A 20,715-nucleotide genomic window follows, 5' to 3' on the forward strand; every position below is an offset into this window, starting at 1 on the left:
GCTCGCGCGCGACTCGCACGACATCGTCGCGGAACTCCTGGGGGTAAGGCTTGGGCACGGTGAACATCCTTCCAGCAGTGCCAGTCGGCACCACAGCTCAGATGTCACCTACGAGTGCAGCAGTCCCCCGACCCCGAGTTGGATGCCAGGATCCGCGACGTCGTTGGCCTGTATCTGCATCCGCCGGAGAAGGCGGTGGTGCTGTGCGTGGACGAGAAGTCCCAGATCCAGGCCCTGGACCGGACCGCGCCGATCCTCCCGATCCGTCCGGGACTGCCCGAGCGCGCCACCCATGACTACGTCCGTCACGGCACCACCACGCTGTTCGCCGCGCTGGAGGTCGCGACCGGCCGCGTCGAGCAGGCGTGTCTGCCCCGACACCGCCACCAGGAGTTCCTGACCTTCCTCAAGCAGGTGGCCAGGGCCTACCCGCGCCGGAAGCTGCACCTCGTGGTGGACAACTACGCCACCCACAAGCACCCGGCGGTGAAGGCGTGGCTGGCCCGCAACCCGCGCGTCACCCTGCACTTCACTCCGACCTCGGGGTCGTGGCTGAACATGGTCGAGATCTTCTTCGGGATCATCACCGGCCAGGCCATCCGCCGCGGCACCTACACCTCGGTCCGCGACCTGATCGAGGCGATCACCGCGTTCATCGACGGCTGGAACGACCGCTGCCACCCGTTCGTCTGGACCAAGGACGCCGACACGATCATCGCGAAAGCCCACCGTCAATCAACTTCCAGCACGCGGCACTAGATCAACAGTGGCCCACACCAGAATCGACTCAAGCGATCATGGCCCACAGGTGAAGGCGCAGGTCAGAGACGAAACGGGCGGCCCTCCTCGTGAGAGGAGAACCGCCCGCCGTGCCGTCGGGACGACAGGATTTGAACCTGCGACCCCTTGACCCCCAGGCCAGCGGATTAGACGTTTACGCACGTCATGCCCTCTCGGTACCGCGAGTCGCGTTCACAGACGCCCTGGTTGTGATACGTCCGCGACAGCGTGTGGTCCCCAGGTGGTCCCCAGAATAATTCGACCGCCTTCTCCACGATTCACCTCTGCAGTGGTGCCCGCTGACAGTACTCAGCCCTGGATCAGGGTACGTTCCGCCGCATGTCGATGGGAGCCAGGCGGTGTCGCCCGGCCACAGATATTCATCGGGCACAACGGACTCCTGCGGGATCCGATCTTTTCCATCCCCGGCTTTGCGCCCACTGCGCCATGTGGTAGCCCTCGGAAGGGGAGGACATGGCAGCAGCCGCAGCCACAGCTGCTTGCGGTCGGCGCCAGCGGTACGGCGTTGTCCGACCACGAGGTCGCGCAGGGCTACCGCGAGGTGGACGACGTCAGCGTCTACGTCCGGCTGCCGCTGCTGACCGGGCCGCTCGCCTCCAGTGGCCACGGGCTCGCCGGACCGGACCGCGAGCGGGCGCGTCCCTGCTGGTCGGGACGACGATACCGTGGACGTTCGTCTCCACCACCGCCGCCGTGGTGGGCCCCGCCATCGACTACGTGCTCGCCGGCGGCGGCCGGGCAGCCGACCGGCCGGTCGTCGTGGCCGCGGAACGGCTGGCCCCCGCGCTGGGCGACGGGGCGGAGGTGATCCGCCCGATCGCCCTCGACGAGCTGCTCGGAGAGCGCTACCAGGGCCCGTTCGACCTGGTCGGGCCCGGATCCCCGGCGGATCCGGACGGCGATCCGGAATCGTGGCGGGTGGTGGCCGGGTTCTGCCCGGTGATCAGCCGCCCGTCCGCGACCAGGTACGGCTCGAAGGGGTCTCCGCGGTGCGGTAATCCGCGCCGAGATTCGTCAACTCGTCCTGCAGGCTGAACGGAACCGCGTCGGCACGTTCCGCGAGTTCCTCCTCCGGTTAGGAGAACCCGGTTACCCGCTTGCCCTCGACCAGCGGCTCGCCGGTGCCGAGCGGGACGTTCAGCAGACCGGCGGGGCCGTGGCAGACCACGGAGACGACCCGGCCCGACTCGTAGAACGTCGCGGTGAGCGCGCCGAGGTCGGCCCGCGGTAGTCGAACATCACCCCGTGCCCGCCGGCGAAGTAGACCGCGTCGTAGTCCTCGACGGTGGCGTCGGTGGCCTTCATCGTGGTGGTCAGCAGGTTCATGAAGTCGCGGTCGCGGTAGCGCCGGGCGGTCGACTCGTCCAGGTGGTCGGGGGCCAGGCTGACCGGGTCGATCGGCACGAAGCCGCCGTTCGGGCTGGCGATGTCCACCGCGAACCCGTGCTCGCGCACCAGATCGTAGAAATGCGCCGGCTCGCCGAGCCACAGGCCGGTACGGTAACCGACCTTCTGGTATTCGCCGGTGTTCGTGACAATGGTCAGGATCGTGCCGGTGCGGGCCATCGCGGTTCTCTCCGATTGTCGTCGCCGGCGGTGCCTGCCCGCAGCCTGGTATCCGTCCCCGCACAGCGGGTAGATGCCGATGTCAGCTCTCGCCGATGTGATTCATCACGGGTCCGGAATGGCGGCACCGGCGGCGGGCCAGACGTGCGCCGAATGGAACCGGGCTCGGTAGTCCGATGGCGCGACGCCGACCAGGCGGTGGAAGGTCCGCCGCAGGGTTTCCGCGGTGCCGAAGCCGCAGCGGCGGGCGATGGCCTCCACCGGGTCGTCCCGCTCGGCGAGCGCGCGCTGGGCCGCCTCGATGCGGACCCGCTCGACGTAGGCCGCCGGCGGCAGGCCGATCTCCCGGGTGAACCGCCGCTGCAGGTGCCGTGGCGACAGGCCGGCCACCGCGGCCATCGAGGTGATGTCGTGCCGGCCGCCCGGATCGGTATGGATCGCGTCCACGACCTCGTGCAGCGCGTCGGTCGCCGGCGGCCGGGACCACAGCGGCACGCTGAACTGCGACTGGCCTCCCGGCCGGCGCAGGAACATCACCAACTCCCTGGCGACGTCCAGCGCGGCCTCGGCGCCGAGGTCGTCCTCGACCAGCGCCAGGGCCAGGTCGATCCCGGCGGTCACCCCGGCGGAGGTCCACAACCGCCCGTTCCGGATGAAGATCGGCTCGCAGTCGACGGTGATCGCCGGGTACTCCTGGGCCAACCGGGCCCCGCGCCGCCAGTGCGTGGTCACCCGGCGTCCGTCCAGCAGGCCCGCCTCGGCGAGCAGGAACGCGCCGCTGCACACCGACGCCACCCGCCGGGCCGACGCCCCGGCGACGGCCAGCCAGTCGAGCAGCGCCCGGTCGGACCGGGCGTCGAACACGCCCTCGCCGCCGGCCACGATCACCGTGTCGACGCCGTGCGGATCCACCTCGGCCACCGGGCGGTCGGCGTTGATCGACAGCCCCATGCTCGACCGCACCGGACCCGCCTGCGCGGCCACCACCGCACACGCGTACCCGGCGTGCCGGAACACCTCGAACGGCCCCGTCAGGTCCAGCGACTGGTGGCCGTCGAAGATCACGCAGGTGACCTCGCTGGGCTGTATGTCCTCAGCCTGCTGCGGCTCCGCGATGTCGTCCACGACCAGTAGCCCACAGATCACGCCATCACGCGGCGAGCCGCTCGCGACCGGGGTGAGCCCGCCCGTGGTCGAGCCGGACGACCTGGTCGGCGCGGGCGATGGTGGCCGGGCGGTTCGACACGACAAGCAGCGCCCGGTCCGAGCGCGTGAGCAGCCGGTCCCACAACTGACGCTCGGTGTGCACGTCCATCGCACTGGAGACGTCGTCGAGGACCAGCAGGTCGGGCCGGCGCACCAGGGCCCGCGCGATGGCCACCCGCTGCACCTGCCCGCCGGACAGCCGCACCCCGCGGGTGCCGACCGCGGTGTCCAACCCGTCCGGCATGGCCGCGAGGTCGTCGTCGAACACGGCCGAGCGCACCACGCCGTCGAGGCCCGCGGCATCCTCGCTGCCCAGCAGCAGGTTGTCCCGCAGCGGCTCGCTGAACAGCCGGGGTACCTGGGGCACGTAGGCGCTGCGCGGTGGGACCAGGAACGCGGCGCGGTCCGCCACCGGCTCGCCGTTCCAGAACAACTCCCCGGCCTGGCCGGGCAGCAGCCCCAGCAACGCGCGCAGCAACGTCGTCTTGCCCGCCCCCGCCGGACCTGTGATGACGGTGAGCGTTCCCGCGGTCAGGGTCAGGTCGACGTCGTGCACGCCGCGTCCGGACCCGGGATGGACCGCGGTCAGGCCGCGCACCTGCAGGCTCCGCAACGGGCCGGGTGCGCGCAGGTACGGCGCCGGCGGCGGTTCGGCGTCGAACAGCGGACGGTGGGTGACCAGCGCCGCGGGCGACCCGGCCGGGAGGAGCGCGGTCATCCGGTCGACCGCGACGCCGGCCCGCCGGTGCCCGGCGATCAGCCGACCGACGTAGCGCGGCATCGCCACCAGTGCGGCGGCGTAGCCGGCGAACAGCGCGAGGTCGCCCACGGTGAACCGGCCGGAGTGCATCGCCGGGACGGCGAGCAGCAGCACCAGCCCGACGCTGAGGTCGACGGTCAGCCGGTTGAACGTGTCCAGCAGGTCGGTGGCGAGCTGGTCGCGCAGGCCGGCCCGGCTGCGACGCTCGTTGAGCTCCGCGAGCCGGCCCAGGATCCCGCCGCCGGCCTGTGCGGTCTTGACCGCCAGCACCGCGCCGAACATCTCCCCGAGCAGCCCGGCCACCGCCCCCGACGCGCGCCGGTAGGCCACTCGGCGGTCCCGGATCCGGTTGCTCACGCTCCGGGTGGTGAACACCATCGCGGCCAGCGGGAGCAGCACCGCGATCGTCATCAGCGGGTCGATGGACAGCATGATGGTGATCGCCCCGACGGCGAACAGCAGTTCGCCGGCGACGAAGACGGTCATCTCGCAGAGGTAGAGGAAGTCGTCCACGTCGTCGCGGAACCGGCTGACCGCCTCCCCGGTGGAGGAGGGCAGGGATCCGGCACCCGGTCCCCCGCTGGCCAGCTGGGCGCGCAGCAGGTTGAGCCGGAGCAGCCCGCGCAGCCGTTCCCAGTACAGGGTGCGCAGCACGCCGGCCCAGCTCGCGGCGATCCGGGTCACCTCGACCGCGGCCAGCACCGCGATGAGCCCGAGGCCGTCGAAGCCGGCGGCAGCACCGCCGCCGAGCGTGGTGAAGATCTGCTGCAACAGCCAGCCGATCAGCACCATCGAGGAGCTGGCCGCGACGAAGAAGACCAGCGAGAGCAGCAGCAGGCCGGGCCGGTACCAGGCCAGCCGGCCGGCCAGCCGCCAGGTCGACGGGCGCCGCTCGGTCATCGCACGCCCCCGGCCGCCGCGGCGAGCAGCCCGGCGAAGAGGGATCCGGCATCGTCGGCCAGCGCCTGGCGCGGGCCGTGCTCGGCGATCCGGCCCCGCTCCAGTACCAGGATCCGGTCGGCGCGGTCGAGGGTGCCGAGCCGGTGGGCGATCACGATCGCGGTCCGGCCGACCAGCAACATCGTTACGGCCCGCTCGATGCGGGCCTCGCTCACCGGGTCCATCCGGGAGGTGGCCTCGTCCAGGACGACCAGGCCGGGGTCGCGCAGGAACACCCTGGCGAACGCGACGAGCTGGGCCTCCCCGGCGGAGGCCCCCGCCCCGCCCGGTCCGAGCACGGTGTCCAGCCCGTCCGGCAGCGCCCGGTACCAGTCACCGAGGCCGAGGTCGCGCAGGACGGCGACCATCTCGTCGTCGTCGGCCCGGTGCGCGCCGAACAGCGTGAGGTTGTCCCGTAGCGATGCCGCGAACAGTTGCACGTCCTGGGTCACCAGGGCGACCCGCTTGCGCAGGTCCGCGAGGCGCACGTGCCGGACGTCGGTGCCGGCGATGCGCACCGCCCCGTCGGTCGGATCGAGCAGCCGCAGCAGCAGCCGGGTCACGGTGGTCTTGCCGCTGCCCGTCCGACCGACCACGCCCAGCACGGTTCCGGGCTCGACGGTCAGCGACAGCCCGCCGAGGACGTCGGTGTCCGGCGTGTACGCGAACCGGACGCCGTCCAGCTCGACCGACAGCGGTCCCGGCGGGAGCGTCGCGCGACCGTCGTCGGGCACCGCCGACCGTTCGGCCAGCACCTGCCGCACCCGGCTGACCCCGGCGAGCGCCTCCTGGGCCTTCGGCAGCTGATCGGAGATCGCCTCCAGCGGCCCGCGGAGCAGATCGGTGTAGCGGAACAGCAGGTAGACCGTCCCCAGGCTGATCGAACCGGCCTGGAACAGCAGCGTTCCGGCCAGCAGGCTGGCCACCCCGCCGGCCGCGAAGACCGTCAGCGTGACGACCCAGTTGGTCCGGGAGGCCAGCGACGCCCGCCGGGAGACCCGGATCAGGCGTTCCAGCGCACGCTGGAATCGCCGGATCGCGAACGCCCCGCCGGCGTTCGCGCGGAGCTCCTCGGCCCCGCCCAGCCGCTCCTCGAGCTCGCCGAACAATGCCGCCGAGGCCGCCCGGCGCTCCACCGCCATCGGGACGGCCGAGTGCCGCACTCGACCGATCGTCACCCCAGCCACCACGACGAACCCGGCCAGCCCCAGCCCCACCCGCCAGTCCTCGACGAACACCACGACCAGGACGCCCAGCAGCGTCACCGCACTGCCGACGAACTGCACCAGGAACGACGAGGCGAACGAGGTGAGCGCGGTGACGTCGCCGTCGGCCCGTTCGATCAGCTCGCCGGGGGAATGCCGTTCGTGGAAGGACAGATCGAGCCCGAGGATGTGCCGTGCGACCTTCTCCCGCAGTTCGTTGGTCGCAGCCCAGGTCAGGTGCGTGCTCGCGGACGTCACCAGGACCCGGAGGGTCTGTTGGACGAACGAGACCGCGACATACCCGCCGGCGACGGCCACCAGCAGCGTCACCGGCCGGCCCGCCGCCGCCTCGTCGATGAACACCCGCATGAGCTGCGGGCCGACCAGCGGGATCGCCGCGCTCACCACCAGCAGGGCGGCCATTCCGAGAATCCGGGCGAGCCGCCCGCGGGCCAGCACCGCGACGAGTCCATCGGCCATGCGTTCAGCCTGCGATGCGCACCGGATGGCGTCCACGACCCGTACCCCACAGATCACGACAGCGCGCGGGGCCGCGCGGCCGGCGCGGCACACTGGGCGGGCGGCGACACGCCGAGGCCCTGCTCGGACGATCAGCATCGCGCAGGAGGTGGCCAGCACGAACCCGGCCGAGCTCGGGTGGCCGATGGCGGTACCAGCGGCGGCCGCCTCCCCGATGAGCCTCTCTGCCTCCGCGAACTGATCCCCCAGCACAGCGAGTGACGCCCGAACGAGCAGCACTTGCCACCGGAACGGGGGTTGGCGCAGCGTCTCGACTGCCTGTTCAGCAGCGTCCAGCGCGGCGCGCGCACCAGCGAGGTCCGCTCTCGACGAGCTCTCCGACGCGCAGTAACCGGGCTTGCATACGCAGTGCGTCGTCGCCCGCGGAGGCCGCGGCGCGCTCAATCCGGTCGGTCACGGCCAGGCGCTCCGCCGCCGAGAGATTTCCCCATACTGCGGTCAAGTGGTCGAAGAGGACCCCTCCGAGCACAGCCGGATCGTCCAGCCCGCTGGCCATGTCCGCAGCCGCGTTGGCGAGCGCGAGCCGGCGGCCGGATCGGAGGCCAGGTGCAGGGCCCGGGCGAGCCGGGCGAGGACTTGGGCGCGCCGTTGCACGTCGGTTGGCGCGAGTGCCGTCAGAGCCTCCTCGAGCAGCCGGATCTCCAGCTCATCGGCGTAGCCGATGCCGAAGTCGGTGCCGATCCCCAGTGCGGCGTCGACGAACGTGGCGGTGTCCCCGGTTCGGCGGGCCTCCTCGACCGCGGCGGCGAACGCATCTCGGGCCTGTTCCAACTCTCCCGCCGCCCGCCGGGCGGCGCCTATTCGCACGAGCAGCCCCGCGGCCACGCCGCTCGTCGTGGCGCTCGCCGAGGTCGAGCGCCAGCGTGAACAGCTCGGCCGCCTCGGCATACGCGAGGCGGCCCAGGGCCGCCCGGCCCGCCCCGTCTGCGGCCGCGATCGCTTCGACCACGGCGACATCGGGCACCGCGCGGGCCAGGTGGAACGCAAGCTCGGCCTGCCTGTCCTCGCGGCCGCGGCCCAGGGTTTCCGCGCAGCGGCGGTGGGCGGCTCGGCGGGCCGCGGCATCAAGCCCGTCGCGGAGTACCTCGCTGACGAGCGCGTGCACGAACCGGCAACCGCCGTTGGACGGCTCGACCAGGTGCGCGGAGGTGGCCTCAGCCAGCAGCGCCGCGCAGTGCCGTCGGTCGAGGGTAGCCATCGCCGCGAGCCGATCAATCTCGATGTCCTCGCCGAGCACCGCCGCATCCTCGAGCAGGGCCTGGCACTCGACGGTGCGCTGGTTCAGCCTGCGCCGCACGGTCTCGCGCACGCCCGCAGGCGGCCCGCCCCGCACCCGTGATCCCAGCCGCAGCAGTTCCCGGACGAAGAACGGGTTTCCATCCGTTCGCCCGTGCAGGTCGCTGACCGCGGCGGCATCAATGGGCCGGCCAGTCATCACCTCGGCCAGCTCGGCGACCTCGTCCTGCGGCAGCCCGGTGAGGGTGAGCTGGTCGTGGTCGCTCGTCGGCCGCCGCGCAGGGCAGCGAGGGGATGCGTGGGATGAACCTCGTCATCGCGGAGCATCGCCACCACCAGGATCGGCACCAGCGGCAACCGAGCGGACATGGCATGCAGCAGAGCGATCGACGACGGGTCGGCCCAGTGCAGGTCGTCGACGACAAGCAGTAGTGCCCCCGCAGCACCGAGGTCGAGACCGCCACAACAAAGGTAGCCACCGCGTCGAACAGCCGGAATGGGCTCTGATCTGGTGCCAGCGGCGGCACGACGCCAGGATCAAGGCGTGCGCCCAACCCGGGCACCAGCCGGGTCAGGTCCACGGCACCCGTTCCGGCCGCCGCCAGCAGCGTGCTGCCATCGAGGCGGGCTGCGATGGCACGGACGAGCTGCGCCCAGGGCCAATACGCTGGCGCCCCAGACCCCGCCCAGCACGCCGCCTCCGCCACTTCGCTACCCGCCGCCACCGCCTCGACAGCAAGCTCGCGGACAAGTCGGGTCCTACCAACGCCGGGCTCGCCGCCGACCAGCACGAGCCGCCCACGCCCGCCTCGCGCCGCATCGCGCAGCAACGCGAGCTCGTACCCGCGGCCAACGAGCCGGTCAGTCATTCGCGTTGCTCAGCCTCCTGCTCACCTCGCGCCAGGTCGCTCACCGCAGACCGCACACCCAGGTCTGCGCGTTGCCCTAGCCCATCAGCGTGCAGCACCAGACCAACTGCGTAGGCCATGAGGCATGAACGTGTCCCGACCACGCTGAACCAGCAGAGCCTTCTCGCGGTACACGACGGCCTGGACTGCAGCGACAACCGCCACAGGCGCAGGAAACCGACGTAGCCCAGGCGGCTGCGGCCGGGCGAAGGCCGTGCCGGCCAGCCTCGGCGTGGTGCGCTGCCCCTTTGACAGCCGGCGCGGAGGCTCCTACTCTGCGTTAGCAGAGACATCTCTACTAATCATCGCACCCACCTGAGGCACGCCCGTGATGGCCCGCACCGTCAACGCCGAGGAGTTCGCCGCCAAGCGCGGCCAGATCCTCGACATCGCTGGGCGCCACCTCGACACCGTCGGCTACGAGCGACTGTCCATACAGGACGTCCGCCGTGAGATCGGCATGTCGAACGGCGCCTTCTACCACTACTTCACCTCGAAGTCCGCGCTGCTCATCGCCTACGTGGAGCGTGGGCAGGACGAGCTCGACGGCGCGTTCCGGGCGATCGTCGCGGATCCGGGGCTGTCCGCGCCGGAGAAGTTCCGACGCTTCTTCGCGGCCCTGCAGCAGCGCCGCAGCGACCGGCGGGCGCTGATCGCCGACCTGGCCCGGGTCTGGTTCGCCGACGACAACGCAGTCGTGCGGGAGCGGACCGACCAGGTCATCGTGGAGCGGCGGGCGCCGCTGCTGAGCGCGATCGTCCGCCAGGGCGTCACGGAGGGGGTCTTCACCGCGAGCCATCCCGACCAGGTGGGCCGGGTCGTGCTGGCGATCAGCCGGGGCATGGGGGAGGCCGTGCTGCGGGCGATGCTCGCCCTCGCCGAGGACCCCGCGGCGGAGCAGCACCTCGACGAGGTCGTCGCGGGCGGCGCCGCGATGGCCGAAGCGATCGAGCGCGTCCTCGGCTGCACCAGCGCGCTGCTGGAGCGGCCGGACGCGAACACGGTGCGCGGATGGGTGGCGGCCCTGACGACCGAACGGACATCGACATGAACCCCTATGTGCTCGACTTCGAGCAGGCCGACGGCACGAGACCGGAACTGGTGGGCGGCAAGGGCGCGAACCTCGCGGAGCTGTCGCGGCTGCGAGATCTGGGCGTGCCGACCGGCTTCTGCGTCACGACCGAGGCGTACGCGAGCGTCGTCGGCCGAATACCCGGCTTCGCGGCACTGCTCGACCGGCTCGCGGACGCGACCGACCGGGTGCGGATCACCGCCATCAGCGCGGAGTTGCGCAGCGCCATCGAGGCGACGGAGATCCCCGACGACATCGCCCAGCCAGTCCTCGACCGGCTGACCGCACTCGGCCCCGAGCACGCCTACGCGGTGCGGTCCAGCGCGACCGCCGAGGACCTGCCGACCACCTCCTTCGCCGGCCAGCAGGACACCTACCTGAACGTGCGCGGCGGCGCGGCGGTCCTGGACGCGGTCCGGCGGTGCTGGGCGTCGCTGTTCACCGACCGGGCGGTGGTCTACCGGATGCAGAACGGCTTCGACGACGGCCGGGTCCAGCTGGCCGTGGTCGTGCAGCGGATGGTCGCACCGGACGCCGCCGGCGTCATGTTCACCGCGGATCCGGTCACCTCGGACCGCACCGTCGTCTCCATCGACGCCGGCTTCGGGCTCGGTGAGGCGCTGGTGTCCGGGCTGGTGAACCCGGACACCTATCGGGTGCGCGCCGACGCGATCGTCAACCGGACGGTCTCCAGCAAGGAACGGGCGATCGTCCCCAGCGCCGGCGGCGGGACGGAGCAGCGGACGCTCGGCCCGCGGGAGCGGATCGCGCCCGCGCTGACCGACCCGCAGATCCTGCGGCTGGCGGCGATGGGCCGGCGGATCGAGCGGAGCTTCGGCCGCCCCCAGGACATCGAGTGGGCCCTGGCCGGGGACACGTTCCACATCCTGCAGAGCCGCCCCATCACCACCCTCTACCCGGTGCCCGCGGTGTCAGACGGCCGCAACCACGTCTACATGTCGATCGGCCACCAGCAGATGATGACCGATGCGTGGAAGCCACTGGGGCTGTCGCTGTTCCCGATGTGGCTGCGGAAGATCAGCAACAACCCGATGGTCGAGCTCGGCAACCGTCCCTACATGGACGTATCCCCCGAGCTGGCCTCGGCGCGGTCGCGCCGGACCTTCGTGCGCAACGGCCTCGGATCGGTCGACCCGCTGATCCAGAAGGCGTTGGAGAACGTCCTCGGGCGCGAGGAGTTCGTCCGGTGTCTGTTCCGCGGCAAGCCAGGGCTGGGGCTTAACGGCGGCTCCGTCGGGGACCTGCTGTCCGGGTTGCGCCAGGCGGTGCGCCTCTACCGGAAGAACGACCCCACCTACGTCGACCGTGTGGCCACCGAGCACGACGAACTGGTGCGCGGGCTCGCAGAGCGGATGCGCGCCGCGTCCGGGGTCGAGGTGGTCGACCTCATCACGCGTGACGTGGACGAGGCCTTCCGGTTGATCGTCCTGGCGAACTACGGCGCGGGCATCCTCGGCTACTTCACCCCGACCCGCCTCAACCGGAACCTGACAAAATGGCTCGGGGAGAAGAACGCCGTCGACGCGCTGTCCCAAGGGGTCACCAACAACGTCACGACCGAGATGGGCCTGGCCCTGTTGGACGTCGCCGACGTCGTCCGCCAGCACCCGGCGGTGCTGGAGCACCTGCCGCGCGCCCACGACGAGACCTTCTTCGCGGAGCTGCGCGGCTTGGCCGGCGGCCCGGCCGTGGCTGACTCCCTCGCCCGGTACCTGGACCGCTACGGAATGCGCTGCCCCGGTGAGATCGACATCAGCACGCCGCGCTGGGCGGAGCGGCCGACGCAGCTCGTCCCGCTGGTCCTCAACGACGTCCGCAACTTCCCACCGGACGCCCGGAAGAAGATCCGGGCGCAGAAGCAGGCCGAGGTGCAGCGCACGGTGGCGGATCTGCTCGCCCGGATCGAGCGGCTGCCCGCTGGCCGGCGCAAGGCCGCCAGGACGGCCAAGCAGATCAGCGTGTTCCGCAACTTCGTCGGGTTCCGGGAGTACCCCAAGTACGCGATGCTGCAGCGCTTCGCGGTGTACCGGCGGGGCCTACTCGCCGAGGCCGACCGGCTGGTCGCCGACGGCGTGCTCGCCGACCGGGACGACGTCTTCTTCCTGGCACTGGACGAGTTCCGGCAGGTGCTCGACACCGGCCAACTCGACGGCGACCTGATCGCCCGGCGCCGGTCCGACCACGCGGCGTTCGAGCGGCTGAGCCCGCCGCGGGTGATGACCTCCGACGGAGAGGTCGTCCAGGGCCGCTACGACAACACCGGCGTCCCCGCCGGGGCGCTGGTCGGGACGCCCGTGTCCGCGGGTGTCGTCGAGGGCCGGGCTCGGGTCGCGCGCCGGCTCGAGGACGCGCGGGTCGAGGAGGGCGACGTGCTCGTCACGACGTTCACCGACCCCAGCTGGACCTCGCTGTTCGTGTCCATCACGGGCCTGGTGACCGAGGTCGGCGGGATGATGACCCACGGCGCCGTCGTCGCCAGGGAGTACGGCCTGCCGGCCGTGGTGAGCGTGCCGGACGCGACCACCCGCATCGCGGACGGGCAGCGGATCCGGGTCGACGGGACCGCCGGCTACGTGGAGATCCTGCCGTGACTGCCGGCGGCCACACGCCAGCGCGCCCCATTGTGTCGGCGGTGCGGAACGCCGTTGTCGGGGTGGTCGTGCTCGGCGGGGTGCTCTGTCTGATCGCCGGCACCCCCGCCTATTGGCAGGGCTGGGTCTTCGCCGCCGTGTTCGCGGGGCTGGTGGCCGCGCAGGGCGCGTACCTCGCCATCGCCGACCCCGCCCTGCTGGAGCGGCGCAAGCCGGCCGCCCGGGCGGCCAGCACGACCGGGCAGCGGATCGACATCGGCGCCATCTACGCGATCCAGCTCGGGCTGCTGGTCGTCTGCGCGTTCGACCGCCGCTTCGGCTGGTCGGCGATGCCGGCCTGGGTACCTGTCCTCGGCATCGTTTCGGTCGTGCTGGCCAACGTGTTGTGGTACCGGAGCAAGCGGGAGAACACGTTCGCCGGTGCCGGGATCATGGTCTACGAGGACCAGCGGGTGATCTCCACGGGCCCGTACGCGGTGGTCCGCCACCCAAACTACGGGGGCGACCTGCTGCTGGTCGTCGGCGCTCCAGTGGCTCTCGGCTCGTGGTGGGGGCTGCTGCCCGCCGCGCTGTTCCTGCCTGCGCTGGTCTGGATGATTCGCGCCGAGGAGCGGTTCCTGGAGGGCGGCCTGTCCGGCTACCGCGACTACGAGATGAAGGTGCGCTTCCGGCTGGTTCCGCACCTGTGGTGAGCGACGCCCCGCCGCGCTCGCCCTCGGACAGCGCGGGTGCGCTGCCTGAGGTGCTCGGGCGGGCGTCGACGCCGCCTGCAGCTCGTTGGCAACCCACGTCGACTCGAGTCGCGCGAAGAGCGTAGGCAGCGTCGGAGCCTCGTTATCGGCGGCAACCTTGAGGGAGGACTCCGCCCCATCGCCGTCACTCGACGCTCCGCTTGAGGCCACCAGCACGTCGCCGGGCTGACCGCGGTTCACCCGAACCCGACGCGATCACGACCGTCTACACCGCCAGCGCGGCCGGTTCGTCACCCACCATGTTCAGGAGGGCTGAACCCGCCGGGATTGACGGAGCCTAAGACCTGGTCTCAAAACTCGGTGTGTCGGTGCGTGGTCTTGACCGTCGCGTCGGAGATCTTCTCCGGTCGTGACGGCGCACCAGCGACTCATCGACGACCGGCTCTGGGAGCTGATCCAACCGCTGCTCCCGCCTCGCCCACGACCGCGCGGACCCGGTGGCCGACCACGGATCGACGACCGAGCCGCGCTGGAAGGGATCCTGTTCGTGCTGCGCACCGGATGCCGCTGGCGAGACCTGCCTCCGCAGTTGGGGTGCGGTCCGGACACACCGCTTGGCAGCGGCTGCGGGCCTGGCAGGACGCCGGCGTGTGGGACCGCCTGCACCGGGTCGTGCTCGAGGAACTCTCCGAGGCGCAGGTGCTGGACTGGTCGCGGGGCTGTGTCGACGCGGGTGTCGGTGCGGGCGAAAGGGGGGCGAACCGACCGGTCGCAACCCTACCGACCGCGGCAACGCCGGCAGCAAGTATCACCTGCTCCGCGACGCCAACGGCCTACCTCTACACGTGCTGATCTCCGCGGCGAACACTCACGACAGCAAGCTGTTCGAGCCCTTGCTCGACACCAACCCGGGCGTCGGCCGGCGCCCGGGCCGCCGTGGTCGCCCGCAACGTCGGCCCGAGAAGCTGCACGCGGACAAGGGCTGTTGAGCGCACCGTCTCGTGGCTGCTGCGGTTCAAGCGGCTCGGGCTGCGCTACGACCGCACCGAACGCACTCTGGCTCCGCTACCGACTCTGGGCATGGTCTTGATCAATCTCCGCCGACTTGTCGATGCCGAGTTCTGAGACCAGGTCATGGTCACGCGGGTGTGGTTCCGTTCAGCGTTCTGGTGACGGTCTCGACTGCAGGGCCTTCTCGTCCAGGGCTGCGGCCGCCTCGGGTCGGTAGCTGTCCAGTGGCCGAGGAGCCGGGTGGTAGTACCGCGCGCTCGCGCCCCGCGCGGCCGGCGTATAGGACCATCGCTGCGATCAGCAGATCCTGGACCGGCTTGCCCTCGACGCGGGTAGCGGTGAGCGCGTCGGAGGGCCGAGCGTGTGCCGAGGTTCAGCCGTGACGCGTCGGTTGCGGCAGGCTGAACATCTGTTTAGTCTCGGGTCGTGTTGGCTCCCGGTGACTCAAGCGCTCGGACCCGTATCCGGGACGCGGCGTTGGAACGGTTCGGACGCGATGGTGTGAACCGGGTGACGATCCGGGCGATCGCAGCCGATGCCGACGTCTCGCCCGCGCTGGTGGTGCATCACTTCGGGTCGAAGGAGGCGCTTCGCCGGGAGTGCGACGCGTACGTTGCGGCGACGATGCGTGGCGACGGCGCTGACGAGCTGGCGGATGCGGAAGCGGGCGACGCCAGCGGGCTTTCCAGGATGCTCGAAGCGGCCGCGCCGGTGCGCCGCTACCTGGCCCGGGCGTTCCTCGATGGCTCGCCCGAGGCCGCAGCGCTGTTCGACGAGATCGTCGATCTCGCGGACGCGTGGCTCGCCGAGGGCGAACGAGAGGGGCGCGTCCGTGTCACCGGGCATCCGCGCACGCGTGCGGTGGTCTATGTGACCTATCTGTTGGCGCCGCTCGCGTTCGACGACCACGTCGCGCGTGTGCTCGGCGTCGAGGACCTGCACGACATCGACGTGACGCTGCGCTTCTCCCGGGTGGCGATCGAGATGCTCACCCACGGCATCTTCACCGACGAACGCGCGCTCGACGCGTGGGACGCGGTCAGGAAGGAGCGCGAATCATGAAAGCCCTCATCTTCACTCACGGCACCCGTGGCGACGTTCAGCCGTACGTCGCGCTCGCCCATGCCCTGCAGGAGGCTGGGCACGACGTCCTGGTGGGCGCTCCGGAGGGATCGGCGTCGCTGGCTGAGCCGTACGGCGTGCCGTTCGCGCCGCTGTCCGACGACCTGAACGACATGAGCGACCCGGAGGTCCGGAAGGCGATCGAGACCAACTACCGGGGACTGCGGGGCAAGCTCACCGCGGTCCGGCTGATGGCGCGTGCGAAGGCGGAACTGCGAGAGGTCTACGACGAGATAGCCGCGGTGCCCACCGACGACGTGGACATCGTCGTCCATCCGATCAACTCCCCTGTGCAGCACCTGGCAGAGAAACTGGGCGTGCCGGCCGTTGCGGTCGGGTTGCAACCTGGCTGGGTGCCGACCAGTTCGTTCCCGAGCCCGATGGTCCCGTTCGGCATCCCGAAGGCGCTGAATCGGGCCAGCTATCGGTTGAACGGCCTCGTCCTGCGGGCACTGGTCGGCAGCGGCGCACGCTGGCGGGCCGAAACACTCGGCCTGCCGCGGCGCCCGCACCAGAACGATGCCCTGCGTGCACCGGATGGGCACCCGGTCACGGTGTTGCAGGCATTCAGCGAGCACATCCTGCCCACACCGGTGGAGTATCCGAGCTGGACCCGCACCACCGGCTTCTGGTTCCTCCCGGCCACCCAGGACTGGACGCCCCCGGAACGGCTCAGCACCTTTCTCGATGCCGGCGACCCACCGGTCTACATCGGATTCGGCAGCATGGCAGGCAGCGAACCCGCCCGCGTCGGCCGCACCGTCACCGAGGCCGCCCGCCTCGCCGGCGTCCGTGCCGTGCTCGTCACGGGATGGGGCGGCATCGACGCCCTCATCGACACCGATCGGATCCTTGTCCTCGACCAGGCGCCGCACGACTGGTTGTTCCCACGGATGGCGGCGATCGTCCATCACGGCGGCGGCGGCACCACCGCCGCCGCCCTGGCCTCGGGCCGCCCGCAGGTCGTCTGCCCATTCATCGCCGACCAGCCGTACTGGGCCCGTCGGACCCAGGCCAGTGGGGTGGCGCCCGAACCACTGCCCCAGCGACACCTCACGCCCGAGAAGCTCGCAGGCGCGATCCGCCGGGCGACCACCGACAAGGTGATGTCCGCGCGAGCAGCCGAACTCGGCGCGAGAATCCGCGACGAGAACGGTGTCCGCAACGCCGTCGCACTGCTCGAACGGCTCGCCCCCACCACCACGCACGGTTCCGGTAGAGCGTGAAGGACGGCAGCCGTTCGGCGACTTCGTCGAGGTCGCCGAAGTCGTCCGGGTGAGTGCTTTGCGCTGCACGGCGGAAAAAGTAGATCACCACCTGGTTCAACCGGTCGGGCTGCAACCCGGCTGGGTGCCCACGAGTCCGTCGGCATCCCGATAGGCGCTCAATCAGCCATGAATGGCCTACCGAAAGGCCCCACATGATCACGACGACGGCAGCCGACGGCAGCAGCGTGCGTGCCTACGACGAAGGACAGGGTCCGGTGATCCTGTTCCTGCACGGCGGCATGGACGAGGGTGCGTCGTGGGCAAGGGTCGCCGCCCGGCTCAGGTCGCGGTTCAGGGTGCTGCGATTGCACCGCCGGCAGTACCGTCAGGACCTCAAAACCGGTGACGTGTGCACGATGGCTGACGAAGTTGAGCATGTCCGCGCCCTGGTGAAGCTGATCGACGAGCCGATGCTGATCGTCGGGCACTCGTCCGGTGGGGTGCTGGCGTTGGAGGCGCTGGTGGCGATGCCCGAGGCGTTCGCCGGCGCGATGCTGTACGAACCGCCCTGCGTGATCGGACCACCGCTCGGTGGCGAGGCGTTGGCGCGGGCGCAGATCGCTATGACGGCCGGAAAACCGGGTAGGGCGCTGAGGATCTTCCTGCGCGACGTCGTGCGGACTCCGGCGTGGGCCGCCTGGATGTCGGGAGCCTTCGTCCCGCTGATGCCTCGGCTGAGCCGGCTCGCCCAGCACCAACTCGACGACGGCGCGGCCATCGACGAGGTGGGTCTCCGGCTGGATGCGTACACGCGAATCGACGTGCCCGTTGTCCTGCTCGGCGGCGAGAAGAGCCCGGAACACCTGGGCGAACGGCTGGATGCGCTCGAACGCGCCCTGCCGAACACCGAACGCGTTCGGCTGCGCCGCCAAGGCCACGCGGCGAACAGCCTCGCACCGGCCCGGGTGGCCGAGGTCGTCGCCAGGCTCGGCGACAAGGTGCTGCGAACGCCGTCGCCGTAGTTTGCGGGGAGGCGCCATGCCGATGGCGGCCCCTGATCACCGGCCCCGGCAATGGGCACCCCTGTCCGTATCAGGATGAACATCCATGCCCCGCCCGAGCGTGGTAGGCGAGTTCGTCCAGCAGTCGCGCGTGCCCGCCCAGAACGAGGCGCCGCTCACCGAGGTCGACGTCGTCCAGTTGGAGCTCGCGGATTGTTCTCGGTCGAGCTGAAATGAATGCTCCCGCTCTGGAGACACCCGATACACGCTCGACGGCCAGCTCAGATGGAAATGCACTCAGCCACGGAGCAAGCAGACGTTGTCCTTGTTGTGAGCGGAGGCCGCTCACGCCCCATGGGGTCCTTTCCGATTCGGCTCGCCGAGCTCTGCGGTCGAGGTGACCGGCGTCTGGACGAATCGGCTGCTGCCGTCGGTGCGTTACGGGCCCCGTGCCGCGCGATCCTTGATCGAGGACGACAGGATCCTCGTCATGCGCGCGCCGACCGTCCGGTATGGATGATCCGCTCCGAAGCCGGTTCAGCGCATCGACGGAAGGCCACGGTGAACGCCTGCGGCGCAACCTCCACCGGCGATCACATCGACGATCAGGTCCTGCCTGGAGGCTATCGCCCCTCGGCGGGTACGGGCTGCTCACCGGCTGGTGGCGGCCGCATCCGGGATGGCGCCGCGCCCCACCAGCGCCGGGCGCATCGGCTGAATACGGCCTGCTCGGCGAATCCGAGCCGGGCGCTGATCTCGGCCAACGGCAGATCGGTGTCGAGCAGATAGGAGCGGGCCTGCTGACGTCGGACGCAGTCGAGGATCTCGCCGAAGCTGAGACCCTCGTCGGCCAGGCTGCGTTGCAGCGTACGGGGGTGGACGGCGATCGTGCGGGAGACGTTGGCCAGCGCTGTGGACTCGCGGCCCAGCCGTTCGGTCAACAGGCTCCGCACGCGCCAGGCCAGGTCGGAACGGTCGGTCGCGGGACGGAAAGCGGCCCCGGCCAGCACCCCGGCGGGCAGGCGCAGCAGCGCCTGGGAACGCCGAAACCGCACCTTGGCGCCGAACGTCTCCGAGTACTGGTGCTCGTCGCGCGCCGGGCCCACCGGGAGATCGACCGAACGCGGTCCGTAGTCGCCGGCCAGCCGCAGCAGCGCATGATGCACGGCGAGAAGCCCGTGCTCGGCCTGCCCGGCATCGGCGTGCACCCGCAGGCCGACGACCTGACGCGCGCCCTCCGGATCCTCCACAACGGAGAAGGCCCGGCCCCACGCGGCGGTGAGACGCTCGGCAACGTTCGGCATGGCCGGACCGTACAACATGAGACGAAATACCCGTCGCGTTAGGTCAAGGCACCGGCCGCGGCACCGCAATAGCGTCGGCCGGGTGAACACTGAAACCGAGACCCAAGTAGTGATCGTCGGGGCTGGGCCGGTCGGCTTGATGCTGGCCGCCGAGTTACGGCTGGCTGGCGTCGAGACCGTGGTCCTGGAACGGCTGGAGATGCCGTCGCCGCATTCCAAAGCGCTCGGCGTGCATGCCCGCACGCTGGAACAACTCGCCATGCGTGGGCTGGTCGACCCGTTCCTGGCCGGCGGGATCCCGGTACCGGCCTGGCACTTCGGGTTCCTGAGCCAGCGGCTGGATCTGACCCGACTGGACACCCCGTATCCGTTCATGCTGGCGTTCCCGCAGCATCGCACCGAGGCGGTTCTGCTGGAGCGGGCGCTCGCCCTGGGCGCTCGGATCCGTCGCGGCCGATCCGTCACCGGGCTCACTCAGGACGACGACGAGGTACGCGTCGTCACCGAATCAGGCGAGACCTGGCGAGCCGGCTGGGTGATCGGCGCCGACGGCGCGGGGAGCACGGTACGGCAGACCGCCGGGATCGAATTCCCGGGTACTGACGCCGACACGTACGCCTATCTCGGCGACGCGCACGCGGACTCACCTCCGCCGCCGGGCTACGGCGTGCTGAACGAACGTGGCGCGCTGATCGTCGCGCCGCTGCCCGGAGGCAGGTTCCGATTCACCGGCTTCGACCCCGAGCACCAGGATTCCCCACGTCGCGACCTCACGATCGACGAGCTGCAAGAGACCGTACGGCGTATCTCCGGCACGGACTTCGACATCCGCGACCCGGCATGGCTGACCAGATTCGGCAACGCCACCCGGGTGGCCGCCACGTACCGCCGGCGCCGTGTGCTGCTGGCCGGCGACGCCGCGCACATGCACTTCCCGGCGGGCGGCGTCGGCCTCAACCTCGGCCTGCAGGACGCCATGAACCTGGGCTGGAAACTCGCCGCCGTCGTCCAAGGCCGCGCCGACGCCGGCCTGCTGGACACCTACCACGACGAACGCCACCCCTGGGCCGAGGACGTCGCGGAACACACCCTGGCCCAGACCGCCTTGATCCGCGCAACCACTCCGACCGGGCTGGCACTGCGTCAGGTGCTGAGCGATCTGATCACCGACCTGCCCGACCTGTCGCTGAAACTGGCTCGGCGACTCGCCGGACTGGACGTCCACTATGGCAGGACCGACCAGCACCGACTGGTCGGCGCCCGGGTGACGGCCACGGGCGACGCCTTGCTCGACGGACGCGCCGCCCTCGTCGGATCTCCTGGACACGCCATGATCGAGCAGGCCGCCACGGCCGGCATCCCTGTCCAGCCACTGACCGTTGACGCGTCAGCAGCAGTCATCCGACCGGACGGATACGTCTGGTGGGCAACCGACGACCCCGATGATGATCTTCCCGACCTGGTGGGCCGATTCGGCGGCCATTGAGCCGTTTCCAACCTGCTGAGGCGACGTACCCCGTACGACCTGGCCG

17 protein-coding genes and 2 pseudogenes are annotated in these 20,715 nt (G+C 70.9%); 12 read left to right on the top strand and 7 right to left on the bottom strand.

Annotation, left to right across the window (positions count from 1 at the left end):
- Positions 1–123: 123 nt before the first annotated feature.
- A pseudogene (locus KDL28_RS37990) lies at positions 124–759 on the top strand (IS630 family transposase); the annotation flags it as partial.
- A 735-nt stretch (positions 760–1,494) separates the two neighbouring features.
- Positions 1,495–1,836 carry a hypothetical protein gene (locus tag KDL28_RS37995; RefSeq protein WP_252446341.1) on the top strand — a complete coding sequence of 114 codons (342 nt, stop codon included), beginning with the start codon at positions 1,495–1,497 and terminating at the stop codon, positions 1,834–1,836.
- 102 nt (positions 1,837–1,938) lie between these two features.
- On the opposite strand, the gene KDL28_RS38000 is transcribed toward KDL28_RS37995, so the two are convergent.
- The 5 genes from KDL28_RS38000 to KDL28_RS38020 form a co-directional block, all read right to left on the bottom strand.
- Entirely contained in the window at positions 1,939–2,367 is a 429-nt protein-coding gene (locus tag KDL28_RS38000) for a type 1 glutamine amidotransferase family protein (RefSeq protein WP_252446342.1), read from the bottom strand.
- A gap of 105 nt (positions 2,368–2,472) precedes the next feature.
- Complete coding sequence (locus KDL28_RS38005) at positions 2,473–3,492, bottom strand: GlxA family transcriptional regulator (protein ID WP_252446343.1); 1,020 nt, start codon at positions 3,490–3,492, stop codon at positions 2,473–2,475.
- 25 nt (positions 3,493–3,517) lie between these two features.
- Complete coding sequence (locus KDL28_RS38010) at positions 3,518–5,233, bottom strand: ATP-binding cassette domain-containing protein (protein ID WP_252446344.1); 1,716 nt, start codon at positions 5,231–5,233, stop codon at positions 3,518–3,520.
- Positions 5,230–6,957, bottom strand: coding sequence for an ABC transporter ATP-binding protein (locus tag KDL28_RS38015; protein ID WP_252446345.1), 1,728 nt, complete (start codon positions 6,955–6,957; stop codon positions 5,230–5,232). Before KDL28_RS38015 ends, KDL28_RS38010 begins: the two co-directional genes overlap by 4 nt.
- 498 nt (positions 6,958–7,455) lie before the next feature.
- Complete coding sequence (locus KDL28_RS38020; RefSeq protein ID WP_252446346.1) at positions 7,456–7,842, bottom strand: hypothetical protein; 387 nt, start codon at positions 7,840–7,842, stop codon at positions 7,456–7,458.
- Between the two features lie 10 nt (positions 7,843–7,852).
- Between KDL28_RS38020 and KDL28_RS38025 the strand changes: the two genes are divergently transcribed.
- Entirely contained in the window at positions 7,853–8,356 is a 504-nt protein-coding gene (locus KDL28_RS38025; protein WP_252446347.1) for a hypothetical protein, read from the top strand.
- A 76-nt stretch (positions 8,357–8,432) separates the two neighbouring features.
- On the opposite strand, the gene KDL28_RS38030 is transcribed toward KDL28_RS38025, so the two are convergent.
- Positions 8,433–9,122: an AAA family ATPase gene (locus tag KDL28_RS38030; protein ID WP_252446348.1), complete on the bottom strand. Its 690-nt coding sequence runs from the start codon at positions 9,120–9,122 to the stop codon at positions 8,433–8,435.
- Between the two features lie 370 nt (positions 9,123–9,492).
- On the opposite strand from KDL28_RS38030, the gene KDL28_RS38035 reads away from it, so the two are divergent.
- The 8 genes and pseudogenes from KDL28_RS38035 (at position 9,493) to KDL28_RS40985 (ending at position 18,111) form a co-directional block, all read left to right on the top strand.
- Positions 9,493–10,212: a TetR/AcrR family transcriptional regulator gene (locus KDL28_RS38035; protein ID WP_252446349.1), complete on the top strand. Its 720-nt coding sequence runs from the start codon at positions 9,493–9,495 to the stop codon at positions 10,210–10,212.
- Positions 10,209–12,845, top strand: coding sequence for a rifamycin-inactivating phosphotransferase (gene rph, locus KDL28_RS38040; RefSeq protein ID WP_252446350.1), 2,637 nt, complete (start codon positions 10,209–10,211; stop codon positions 12,843–12,845). Before KDL28_RS38035 ends, rph begins: the two co-directional genes overlap by 4 nt.
- Before the next feature lie 41 nt (positions 12,846–12,886).
- On the top strand, positions 12,887–13,537 hold the full coding sequence (locus KDL28_RS41945; protein ID WP_252446351.1) for a methyltransferase family protein: 651 nt from the start codon (positions 12,887–12,889) through the stop codon (positions 13,535–13,537).
- A gap of 409 nt (positions 13,538–13,946) precedes the next feature.
- Positions 13,947–14,662, top strand: a pseudogene (locus tag KDL28_RS38050) (IS5 family transposase).
- A 312-nt stretch (positions 14,663–14,974) separates the two neighbouring features.
- Positions 14,975–15,610, top strand: a complete 636-nt coding sequence (locus KDL28_RS38055) for a TetR/AcrR family transcriptional regulator (RefSeq protein ID WP_308216127.1) — start codon at positions 14,975–14,977, stop codon at positions 15,608–15,610.
- Positions 15,607–16,896, top strand: coding sequence for a glycosyltransferase (locus KDL28_RS38060; RefSeq protein ID WP_252446353.1), 1,290 nt, complete (start codon positions 15,607–15,609; stop codon positions 16,894–16,896). The genes KDL28_RS38055 and KDL28_RS38060 overlap by 4 nt, the downstream gene beginning before the upstream one ends.
- A gap of 194 nt (positions 16,897–17,090) precedes the next feature.
- Positions 17,091–17,900 carry an alpha/beta fold hydrolase gene (locus KDL28_RS38065; protein WP_252446354.1) on the top strand — a complete coding sequence of 270 codons (810 nt, stop codon included), beginning with the start codon at positions 17,091–17,093 and terminating at the stop codon, positions 17,898–17,900.
- A gap of 85 nt (positions 17,901–17,985) precedes the next feature.
- Positions 17,986–18,111: a hypothetical protein gene (locus tag KDL28_RS40985; RefSeq protein WP_256503550.1), complete on the top strand. Its 126-nt coding sequence runs from the start codon at positions 17,986–17,988 to the stop codon at positions 18,109–18,111.
- Positions 18,112–18,502: 391 nt separating this feature from the next.
- On the opposite strand, the gene KDL28_RS38070 is transcribed toward KDL28_RS40985, so the two are convergent.
- A complete protein-coding gene (locus KDL28_RS38070; RefSeq protein ID WP_252446355.1) occupies positions 18,503–19,183 on the bottom strand; it encodes a helix-turn-helix transcriptional regulator in 681 nt (226 codons plus the stop codon).
- 82 nt (positions 19,184–19,265) lie between these two features.
- On the opposite strand from KDL28_RS38070, the gene KDL28_RS38075 reads away from it, so the two are divergent.
- Positions 19,266–20,669 (top strand): FAD-dependent oxidoreductase, encoded by a 1,404-nt coding sequence (locus KDL28_RS38075; protein WP_252446356.1) that lies wholly within the window; start codon positions 19,266–19,268, stop codon positions 20,667–20,669.
- The last annotated feature ends 46 nt before the right edge of the window (positions 20,670–20,715 follow it).

Source organism: Pseudonocardia humida, assembly GCF_023898865.1.
GTDB classification, from domain to species: Bacteria; Actinomycetota; Actinomycetes; order Mycobacteriales; family Pseudonocardiaceae; genus Pseudonocardia; species Pseudonocardia humida.

Bases quoted from the DNA above. Each gene is read 5' to 3' on its own strand.
- KDL28_RS38010 (WP_252446344.1), bottom strand. From the start codon at position 5,233: ATGACCGAGCGGCGCCCGTCGACCTGGCGGCTGGCCGGCCGGCTGGCC.
- KDL28_RS38065 (WP_252446354.1), top strand. From the start codon at position 17,091: ATGATCACGACGACGGCAGCCGACGGCAGCAGCGTGCGTGCCTACGAC.
- KDL28_RS38030 (WP_252446348.1), bottom strand. From the start codon at position 9,122: ATGACTGACCGGCTCGTTGGCCGCGGGTACGAGCTCGCGTTGCTGCGC.
- KDL28_RS40985 (WP_256503550.1), top strand. From the start codon at position 17,986: ATGCCCCGCCCGAGCGTGGTAGGCGAGTTCGTCCAGCAGTCGCGCGTG.
- KDL28_RS38035 (WP_252446349.1), top strand. From the start codon at position 9,493: ATGGCCCGCACCGTCAACGCCGAGGAGTTCGCCGCCAAGCGCGGCCAG.
- KDL28_RS38015 (WP_252446345.1), bottom strand. From the start codon at position 6,957: ATGGCCGATGGACTCGTCGCGGTGCTGGCCCGCGGGCGGCTCGCCCGG.
- rph (WP_252446350.1), top strand. From the start codon at position 10,209: ATGAACCCCTATGTGCTCGACTTCGAGCAGGCCGACGGCACGAGACCG.
- KDL28_RS38070 (WP_252446355.1), bottom strand. From the start codon at position 19,183: ATGCCGAACGTTGCCGAGCGTCTCACCGCCGCGTGGGGCCGGGCCTTC.
- KDL28_RS38000 (WP_252446342.1), bottom strand. From the start codon at position 2,367: ATGGCCCGCACCGGCACGATCCTGACCATTGTCACGAACACCGGCGAA.
- KDL28_RS38060 (WP_252446353.1), top strand. From the start codon at position 15,607: ATGAAAGCCCTCATCTTCACTCACGGCACCCGTGGCGACGTTCAGCCG.